This window comes from Pararhodospirillum oryzae (assembly GCF_007992075.1).
Lineage (GTDB): Bacteria > Pseudomonadota > Alphaproteobacteria > Rhodospirillales > Rhodospirillaceae > Pararhodospirillum > Pararhodospirillum oryzae.
Genome location: NZ_BJZO01000048.1, coordinates 24587 through 33060, shown reverse-complemented (window position 1 = coordinate 33060; position 8474 = coordinate 24587). Strand labels below are relative to the sequence as shown.

The 8474-nt window shown below is 67.2% G+C and carries 9 protein-coding genes; all 9 read right to left on the bottom strand.

All coding sequences use genetic code 11. The features are described from left to right. Positions 1-199 precede the first annotated feature (199 nt). The 9 genes from ROR02_RS09710 to ROR02_RS09670 all read right to left on the bottom strand — a co-directional run bounded on the left by ROR02_RS09710 (position 200) and on the right by ROR02_RS09670 (position 8280). The gene (locus ROR02_RS09710; protein ID WP_147163826.1) at positions 200-727 is read right to left on the bottom strand and encodes a hypothetical protein; all 528 of its coding nucleotides are present in this window, start codon (positions 725-727) and stop codon (positions 200-202) included. A gap of 29 nt (positions 728-756) precedes the next feature. Beyond that, positions 757-1590 (bottom strand): exonuclease domain-containing protein, encoded by an 834-nt coding sequence (locus ROR02_RS09705; protein WP_218032797.1) that lies wholly within the window; start codon positions 1588-1590, stop codon positions 757-759. Next, the gene (locus ROR02_RS09700; RefSeq protein ID WP_147163825.1) at positions 1590-3449 is read right to left on the bottom strand and encodes a putative nucleotidyltransferase substrate binding domain-containing protein; all 1860 of its coding nucleotides are present in this window, start codon (positions 3447-3449) and stop codon (positions 1590-1592) included. The genes ROR02_RS09705 and ROR02_RS09700 overlap by 1 nt, the downstream gene beginning before the upstream one ends. A 29-nt stretch (positions 3450-3478) precedes the next feature. Continuing rightward, entirely contained in the window at positions 3479-4108 is a 630-nt protein-coding gene (locus tag ROR02_RS09695; protein WP_147163824.1) for a protein phosphatase CheZ, read from the bottom strand. Positions 4109-4389: 281 nt separating this feature from the next. Then, positions 4390-4779 carry a response regulator gene (locus ROR02_RS09690; protein WP_147163823.1) on the bottom strand — a complete coding sequence of 130 codons (390 nt, stop codon included), beginning with the start codon at positions 4777-4779 and terminating at the stop codon, positions 4390-4392. 168 nt (positions 4780-4947) lie between these two features. Beyond that, positions 4948-5703 (bottom strand): MotE family protein, encoded by a 756-nt coding sequence (locus ROR02_RS09685; RefSeq protein WP_147163822.1) that lies wholly within the window; start codon positions 5701-5703, stop codon positions 4948-4950. Between the two features lie 36 nt (positions 5704-5739). Further along, positions 5740-6384: a DUF6468 domain-containing protein gene (locus tag ROR02_RS09680; protein ID WP_147163821.1), complete on the bottom strand. Its 645-nt coding sequence runs from the start codon at positions 6382-6384 to the stop codon at positions 5740-5742. A gap of 3 nt (positions 6385-6387) precedes the next feature. Then, the gene (gene fliM / locus ROR02_RS09675) at positions 6388-7551 is read right to left on the bottom strand and encodes a flagellar motor switch protein FliM (RefSeq protein WP_147163820.1); all 1164 of its coding nucleotides are present in this window, start codon (positions 7549-7551) and stop codon (positions 6388-6390) included. 123 nt (positions 7552-7674) lie between these two features. Beyond that, complete coding sequence (locus tag ROR02_RS09670; RefSeq protein ID WP_147163819.1) at positions 7675-8280, bottom strand: flagellar basal body-associated FliL family protein; 606 nt, start codon at positions 8278-8280, stop codon at positions 7675-7677. Positions 8281-8474: the final 194 nt, after the last annotated feature.

Here is an 8474-nt window from a genome sequence, read left to right as displayed (position 1 = left end):
TCATCAGTTCCGACCGTTGGTATGAGAACCGAGATCGCTCCCTTGAAAACGGAAACCGTCGTGGTCCGCTGGATCCTGGGCGCCGTTCTCACCCTTCAGATCGCTGTTTTCCTCAAGCTGTTCGTGGCGTGAGAGGGGTGGGGCGGGGTCTTGTCCTCCCCTCATGCCCCTTTTTCATGAGCGCGGCGCGCACGCGCGCTCATGGGGAGTCGCACACGGCCGAAAACAACGCCGCCGGCGTGCCGCCCGCGACCCACTCGGGCGCCAGGGGCAGGCCGGTGTCGTCGAAGGCGGTTTGCGGGGTGATGGCGGTCCAGCGGTGCCCGGCGCAGTCGATCAGGCGGTCGGCGATGACCGGGTCGGGCGTCGCGCGTTCGACGAACAGCACGCTGGCCCAGCGCAAGGCGGGGTGGTCTTGATGGCGGCGCACCGTGCGGCGATCGACCAGGGCCAGGCCCTCGGTGCGCGGCACGAGAAGCGTCCAGGGTTCCCAGGCGGTGGCGGCGCGCGTGCGCTCGATCACCACCACGCTGGCGGGCAGGGCGCCGACCACCCGGGGCGCCCAGGCGTAGCGGGTCCAGATCGCGAAGGACAGCATGGCAAGACCCGCGCCGGCCAGCAGCAGGGCCAGGGGGGCCCGTCGTCCCGCCAGGCGAAAGGCGATCAGCAGCACCCCGGCGGTCATGGCGCCAAAGGCAAGGGTTCCCAGGAGTTCGAAGCCGACCATGGAGTCCTCTTGAGGTGGGGCTTGCGGGGTTACGACAGCAGGGCCGCCAGCCGGGCCGGGCGGTCGCGCGACAGGGCGTCGGCCTGGGCCAGCATCAGCTCGGCCGTGGCCAGCGCGTCGCTGAGCGCGTTGTGGGCCGGGTAGCGCGGCAGGCCCCGGCGCGCCCGGATGCGGCCCAGGCGCAAGCTGCCCGGGGCCAGGGGCTGATCGGGGCCGCCAAGCTGGCGGTATTCCAGGGCCATGGTGTCCACGAACGGCATTTCCAGGGGTTGGCCATACAGGCGCCGGCACGCGCGGCTGAGGAAAAACCGCTCCATGTGGGCGTGATGGGCCACGGGCACCCGTCCGGCCAGGGCCTGGAGCACGACCGGCAGCACCTGGCTCAGACGCGGCGCGTTTTCCAGGTGGCCATCCAGAATGCCGTGGATGACCGCCGTTTCCTCGGGCACCGGTCGGCGCGGGCGCACAAGGTGGTAGCCCGCCTCGGCCAGGCGCACCCGGCCCTCGATGATGGGCACGTAGCCGATCGACAGGATTTCATCGGTTTCGGCATCCAGGCCCGTGGCCTCGATATCCAAGGCCAGGTACTCGACGGCCGGCCAGGGGGTGGCCGGGCGGGGGCACGGGGCGCGGTAATAGGCGCGCAAGGGGCCGCGCGGGCTGCGCATCCCCAGCCACAGCCGGCGCAGGTCCATGCCGAACACGTGGCGCCACAAGGGTTCAAGCCGCACGGCGCAGGCGTCGATCAGGGGGCGGGGCGGTCGCGGCGGCGTTGCGTCGTCCTCCCGGGCCCGGATCAGGGCATCCTCGTGGGCCTGCTCCCAGGCGTCGCGGCCGGCTTCGGGCGGAAGGGGCGGGGGCATCAGAAGCGCCCGAGCTGGTAGGTGTGGGCCAGCGCCGATTGCATGGTCTTGACCACGGAAAAGGCATCCTTGAGATGGGCGCGCTCGAACGACGACAGGCTGTCGGGGGCGACATAGTTATCGACCGGCTGCCCGTCCTGGATCTGGCGGACCTGATGACGCAGGCGGATGAACCCGAGAAAGGCCAGGGCCTCGCGCAGGTTGGCGGCGCCCTCGGCGCTGAGCGATCCCGCCTCGGCGCACGCCTTCAGGCGGTCCTGGGTGTTGACGGCCCGCACCCCGGCCGCCAGCGCGTGCACCCGGGCCAGATCGATGATCGGCACCACCCCGGTATGCTTGAGATCCAGCCGGTTCGCGTTGCTGCCGCCCCGGACCAAAACCAGATTGCGAAAGAAGCCCAGCGGCGGCTGGTGGGTCAGGGCGTTGCCGGCCATCAGGGCCTGGAAAACGCGCGATCCCCGGGCCTGCTCCAGCACCGGGGTCTGCAACGCCCCAAACAGGGCGGCCGGTCCGGCCACGGGGCGAAGGTCGAAGAAAATGCTGGCCAGCATCAGGGCCTTGGGCTCGGGTTCGTCGATCCAGCCCTGGAAAAGCTGGCGCCAGCGCGCCAGCGGCAGGCGCCAGGGCGCCGCCATGGCCATGGTTCCCCCGGGGCAATGGGCGTAGCCGCACAGGGCCAGGCCATCGCACACCCGCCGGGTGAAGGCGGTGAAATAGGCGCCATGGGCGGCTTCGTCGTAGGCGTCGTCAAGGATCAGGCAATTATCCTGATCGGAAAGGGCGGTCTGTTCATGGCGGGCCTGCGAGCCGGCGGCGGCCCAGACATAGGGAACCGGGGCCGGTCCCAGGGCCTTTTCCGCGAGTCGGACCAGGCGCGTGGTCGCGGCGTCGGTGAGGGTGGAGACAATATGCCCCACGTTGTGGGCGCTGGCTCCGGAGTCGACCAGGGAGCGCACCAGGTCGGGCAGGGCGCTCAGCACCGCGCGCATGCCCTCGGCGGTTTCCTGCTTGTGCAGGTCCCCCACCAGGTAAACGGCGGAAGTTGCCTGGGTTTTGATCAGGTTGGTGGTGGTCAGGCACCCGGCCAGGGTGGCGCCCCGCATCACCGGCAAGTGGCGGATGTTGTGGCGCGACATCATCAGCAAGGCGTCGAAGGCCGACGCGCTCGCATCGATGCCAACCGGGTGCTTGCTCATGACCCGGGAAAGGGGCGTGGCCATGCCCAGGCCGTCGGCCACCACCCGGTTTCTAAGGTCGCGATCGGTGAAAATCCCCACCAGCCGGTTGTCCTCGGTCACCAGGATGCAGCTGACCCGCTCATCGCGCATCAGCCGGGCCGCGTCGCGCACGCCAGCCTCGGGGCCCAGGGTGACGGGCGCGCGTCCCAGCATGGTTTCCACGCGCACGGTCATGAGGCCCAGGGCCGGGTCGGCCTGGCCGGCGGGGCTGGTGGCGGGAAGGCGGCCGCCGATCTGGGGGGCGAAGTAGTAGTCGATCTGCCGGTGCGCCTGGCGCAACCGGGCGAAACGCTCGGCGGGCAGCAGGTAAAGAAGGCTGTCCTCGATGGCGTGGCTGTGGTTCAGGGCCAGGCCGTCGTGCATCAGGGCGCGCACGCCAAAGCATTCCCCCTCTCCCAGGCGGGCGAGAAGTTCCCCCTGGGGGTCGCGGGTCTCCACGGCGCCCGTGCGCACGATGTACAGGAAACGGGCGCGATCGCCCGGAACGAGCAAGGGGGTCCCGCGCCGGGCGTAGCGGATTTCAAGGGCTTGGGCGATCTCCCCCAGCACCTCGACCGCAAGCAGGTCGAACGGATGGACGCCAGCCAGGAAGTCGCGGATTTCGATCAGCTCGACATCCATGCCGCTCTTCCCTCCGGAGCGCGAGGGCGTTAGCCCGGGCCGCGCAGCAGCGCGTCGATATCGTCCTGGCCCATGGCTGCCCCGGTGTGCTGCGGGCCGTTGAGCAGGGCCTGATCCTCGGGCCGGTCGCCCACGGCGGCGACGTGGGTGGGAGGGAGCGGCGCCGGTGTATCCTCGGGCGGCGGGGCGCCGGCCAGGAGGGCCGGGTTAACGGAAAAGGTGGCGAGCATGGCGCCCACCCGTTCCTCGATGTTCTTCAAGGTCCGCACCACCTTGGTGATGCGCTGGCCGGTGATGTCCTGGAACGCGCACGCTTCGTAGATGCGGGTGACCGCGCCGTTCAGGATCTCGGTGTCGGCTGGCGACAGCCGTTCCCCAAGCCCTTCCAGGGCCTCGACGCAGTCCATGATGTCCTCGGTCGCGCTTTCGGTGGCCTGGACGATGGCGTCCAGTTCGTCGGCGGCGGTGGGAATGAACCGCTCCTGGATATCCTGGGGGCGCAAGGCGACCAGGTCGCGCCGGGCCGTGTCGATGTAGTCGGCCAGGGCCCGGATTTCATCGACCAGCCGCAGGCCGCCCAGGAAATCAGAGGCGCGTCCGGTCGAGGAGTCCGGCGTGGGCGCCGGTCCGGGAACGCCGGTCGGCGAAAAACCTGTCATGACCCTTTTCTCCACCCTTGGGGAAGCCTGGGCGTGTTCCGTCGGGATCGGCCCGCCGAAAGAAACCGGAAGAAACAGACCCCCCCAAAAAACCTGACCTCGACTCGGCTGCCAAGGAGCGTCGCGCCGCCCGATGGGGAGCCCGGGGGGCAGGGACAAGGAGCCGAACCGGTCAACGCAAACCGTCAAACCCGACCGATCCGCCTTCCCCCCTGGTCGGGGGGAAGGGCAGGGATCCGGGGAGACGGAACGGTTTCCAGCAAGGCCGATCGGGTGCGTTGTCAGAATTCGCCGATGACGCTTTGCATCTTGGCCTTGAGGGTTTCCGCGTTGAACGGCTTGACGATGTAGTTGGACACGCCCGCTTCCTTGGCCGCGATGACGTTTTCCGACTTGGATTCCGCCGTGACCATGATGAAGGGCATGCTCTTCAGCTTGGCATCCGCCCGGACCTCGCGCAGCAACTGAAGGCCGGTCATGGGTTCCATGTTCCAGTCGGAAATGACCAGGCCGTAATCCCCGGTGGCGCGCAGCATTTGAAGCGCGGCACTTCCATCCATGGCCTCGTCGATGTTGTTGAAGCCGAGCTGGCGCAGAAGGTTGCGGATAATGCGCAGCATCGTCTTGTAGTCATCGACGATCAGGATCTTCATATTCATATCTACGGCCATGCGTCACCCCTAACATTCAGTTTCCAGGCGCCTCTGGACTGGTCGGATCGGTTGCCGAAGTCTGTCCAAACCCCGTGAGGGTCGGGCTTCCGCCTTCCAATCCCTCCTAGATAGCCCAAAACACAAGCGTTGGCAAAGGACGTGAAGACGTTCTGTTCGCTTGGTGTCTTATCCCGGAGCGCCTTGCGCGGGATCGACGGGCATGCGTTTGCGGGCGAGTTCCTGCGTCACTTCCCGGGCCCGCGCCGGATCCATGTTGGCCAGGATCGCCGCCGAGCTGCGTTCCTTCATCAGCATGAAGATGTCCACGATCAGGGGCATTTCCATGTCGTTGAAAATGACAGCCGCTTCCTTGGGCTTCATGGCCTTGTAAATGTTCACCAGCATATCCAGCCGGGCCTGTTCCTGGGCATCGCGCTGCTTGAGCAGGGCCTGGATCGAGGCTTCGAGGGTTTTCATCTCGGCGATTTTCTTATCAATCCGTCCCTCGGCGGCGCGCAGCATCGCCTCGCGCTGATCCATTTCGTGGGCCTGGGATTCGAGCTGCTGGCGCCGTTCGGACAGGCGTTGCAGCAAATCAAGCTCCGACTGGGTAAACGTGGAGGGCGCCTCGCGCCCCAGCGGGTCGGGGGCGGGCGTGGCATCGGCCGCCGGAGCCGGAGCCGAGGCGGCCGGATCCGAAGACGCCGGGGTTCCCGCCGCCGGGGCTGGCGCCGCCGGGGTTCCCGCCGCCGGGGCGGGGGGGGCGGGCGTCGGCGTGCCGCCGGCCGCGGGGGTTGCCTGGGCCAGGGCGCTGGCATGCCCCACCTCCAGGGTGCGCATTTGTTCGACCCCGTTCCAGACCGCTCCCAGACGCACCGAAAGCATCAGGACGGCCAGAAAGATCAAGACCGGCAAAAGCCTGATTCTTGGCAAGGCGGACATGATCCCTCCGTTTTCCGACCCGTTCCGGAGCCGGGTTTAGCGCACCGATTGAAGGGCTCGCAACAACTCCCTTTCGGCTTCGGAACGTTCGTCCTCCACCTCCAGGTCCAGGTCCAGCGGTTCCTCGTCGTCTTCGTACCCCCGAACAGGCAGGGGCGCCGGCAGGGCGCTTCCCCGTCCGTCGGCCCGCGCCGGGCGCGGACGAGGACGAGCCTGCGCCAGACGATCGTCGTAGTCCGAAGCCGCGCCGTCAAGACGGTCTGTTGTCCGAAGGTCTACGTGGGCTTCGACCGCGCGCGCGTCAACCGCTCGCGGATCGGGGCGGACCGGATCACGCGCGGCCGGCTTGCCCTCGCCGCCCCGGGCCGACCGCACCGCCGTTTCCAGGCGGGTGGCCATGCCGTCCGCCCGTTCGACCATGTAGGCGAGATCGTCGCGCAGGGTGCGGGCCTTGGACACGCTGTCATCCAGGGCCCGCCCGGCTTCCTCGGCGGTCTTGCGCAGGCGCGGGATGCCGGCCTCGGCCCGGGCGGTTGCCTCGTTGAAGGTCGTGATGATGCGCGCCATCTCGTCGCGATTGCGTCGCAGATCCTTCAATTGACGGGACAGCAACACCGCGTAGCCGATGAAGACCAGAAGCAGGACGATGATGGTGCCGTCAAGCAGAAGTTGGAGTGGCATGGTTCAGGACTTGGCTCGATGATGCTTGTTGTCGACTCGGATGGCGATGTTCTGGCCTTTGCGCCCCATCTTTCCCTCGAACATCGGCACGTCGCCGCAGCGCAATTGAACCGTGGAATCCGGCGTGGCGTTGAACATGATTTGAGAGCCCACCCGAAGATTCAAGATGCGGTTCAGGGGCATGTTGATTTCATCCAGGATGGCCTCCATTTCGACCTCGGTGGACCACATTTCCTCGGCCAGGTGAGTTTCCCAAATACTATCGCGGCCGAATTTCTCACCCATGAACATCTGCAACAGCAGCTCGCGCACGGGTTCAAGGGTCGCGTAGGGAATCAACATGTCCAGCCGCCCGCCGCGATCTTCCATGTCGATGCGCAGCTTGGCGACGATGGCCGCGTTGGAGGGCCGCGAGATGGTGGCGAACCGGGGGTTGGTTTCCAGCCGGTCGAAGCGGAACGTCACCGGCGACAGGGGGTCGAACGCCGCCGACAAATCGGCCAGGACCACGTGCACCAGGCGCTCCACCAGGTTGCGTTCGATGGTGGTGTAGGGGCGACCTTCGATGCGCATGGCCGCCGTGCCCCGCCGGCCGCCCAGCAGCACGTCGACGATGGAATAAATCATCGAGGAGTCGATGGTCAGGAGGCCGTAGTTATCCCATTCCTCCGCCTTGAAGACCGAGAGCATGGCGGGCAGGGGAATCGAGTTCAGATAGTCACCGAAGCGATAGGACTGAATGTTGTCAAGCGAGACTTCAACGTTATCGCTGGTGAAATTACGAAGCGATGTGGACATCATGCGGACCAGGCGGTCGAAGACCACTTCCAGCATCGGCAGGCGTTCGTAGGACACCAAGGCGGTGGAAATGATCGCCTGGATACCCGACTTGTCCTCGCCCCGATCGTCGTTTTCCTGGAACCCCAGCAGGCTGTCGATTTCCTCCTGGTTCAGGACGCGGGTCGGCTCGCCGGGCATGCGTCCCCCGCCGCCACCGCCTTCCTGGCCCAGCATGGCTTCCCACTCGGCGGCCCCGCCCGCGTCGCCCTCGCCCTCGCCGCCGCCCTCGGCGCCATCCTTGTTCATCATGGCTTCCCATTCGGCCATCATGGCCTTCTCGTCCTCGGCCGAGACTTCCTTGGCGGGATCTTCGCTTGCGGGCACCATGGGTCGCGTTTCCTTCGCGCTTCCGGCCGGACGAGGAGCCGGCGAGGGGACCAGGGAGAGGGCGGCTTCAGGGGGGCGGCCCCCCTGAAGGACTGGCGGGGGGCCTTTCCCCCCGCCCGTGGCTCACTGGATCAGCATTTCCTTGAACAGCACGTCTTGAACCCGGGCCGGCGCGGCGGCGTTGTTGACCCGGATCAACAATTCTTCCTGGATGCGGTACATGCCGGCGGTTCCCTGCAAGTCCTCCAGCCGCAACTCGCGCAGGAAGGAAATGAAATCATCCTGGATGCGGGGCATCATGGCTTCGATGATCGGAACATCCTCGCGCCGCGCCAGCTGCAGCGACAGCCGCATCTGAAGGTAGGAGCGCCGGCGTCCCGACGAATTGAGATCGACCACGATCTGGTCCAGGTCGTAGAACACCGGTCCGCCCGCCGTGGCGCCCGACGTTTCGCCCGCGCCGCCCCCATGTCCCCCGCCCTGGTCTCCTCCCGCCGGGGCATCGTGGCCGCCCTCGGCGCTGGCGCTGGCGCTGGCGGTTTCGTCGCCGCCGCCGAGCAGGGGATCCATCAGGCCCGCGAAATACGCCCCGGCCAGGGCCCCGATCACCAGGAGCAAGGGCAGCAGGATGATCAAGATCAGTTTCTTCTTGCCGCCGCCCTTGCCGCCGCCGGCGCCTTTTCCCGTCTCGACCTCGTCAAGATCCTCTTCAAGATCGTCATCGGCCATGGCGTCTGGGTGCTCCCCTGCGCGGCCCGGCGGGCGTGCGGGCCTGACTCGTTACATGCGAAAGACCGGAAGCGTCGGATCGACGGGGATCCGGCTTGTCCGGTCGGACTCCTCGTTCGGGCGAGAGCAGGCGCGGGGTCGATGCCCTTCCTGCCAGCCCGGATCATACTCTAGGCTACCCCTTCTTAAGAAGT

What these genes read in the sequence shown, in the direction of transcription:
- ROR02_RS09700 (WP_147163825.1), bottom strand. Translation starts at nt 3,449, where the DNA reads ATGGATGTCGAGCTGATCGAAATCCGCGACTTCCTGGCTGGCGTCCAT.
- ROR02_RS09670 (WP_147163819.1), bottom strand. Translation starts at nt 8,280, where the DNA reads ATGGCCGATGACGATCTTGAAGAGGATCTTGACGAGGTCGAGACGGGA.
- ROR02_RS09685 (WP_147163822.1), bottom strand. Translation starts at nt 5,703, where the DNA reads ATGTCCGCCTTGCCAAGAATCAGGCTTTTGCCGGTCTTGATCTTTCTG.
- ROR02_RS09680 (WP_147163821.1), bottom strand. Translation starts at nt 6,384, where the DNA reads ATGCCACTCCAACTTCTGCTTGACGGCACCATCATCGTCCTGCTTCTG.
- ROR02_RS09695 (WP_147163824.1), bottom strand. Translation starts at nt 4,108, where the DNA reads ATGACAGGTTTTTCGCCGACCGGCGTTCCCGGACCGGCGCCCACGCCG.
- ROR02_RS09705 (WP_218032797.1), bottom strand. Translation starts at nt 1,590, where the DNA reads ATGCCCCCGCCCCTTCCGCCCGAAGCCGGCCGCGACGCCTGGGAGCAG.
- ROR02_RS09690 (WP_147163823.1), bottom strand. Translation starts at nt 4,779, where the DNA reads ATGGCCGTAGATATGAATATGAAGATCCTGATCGTCGATGACTACAAG.
- ROR02_RS09710 (WP_147163826.1), bottom strand. Translation starts at nt 727, where the DNA reads ATGGTCGGCTTCGAACTCCTGGGAACCCTTGCCTTTGGCGCCATGACC.
- fliM (WP_147163820.1), bottom strand. Translation starts at nt 7,551, where the DNA reads ATGGTGCCCGCAAGCGAAGATCCCGCCAAGGAAGTCTCGGCCGAGGAC.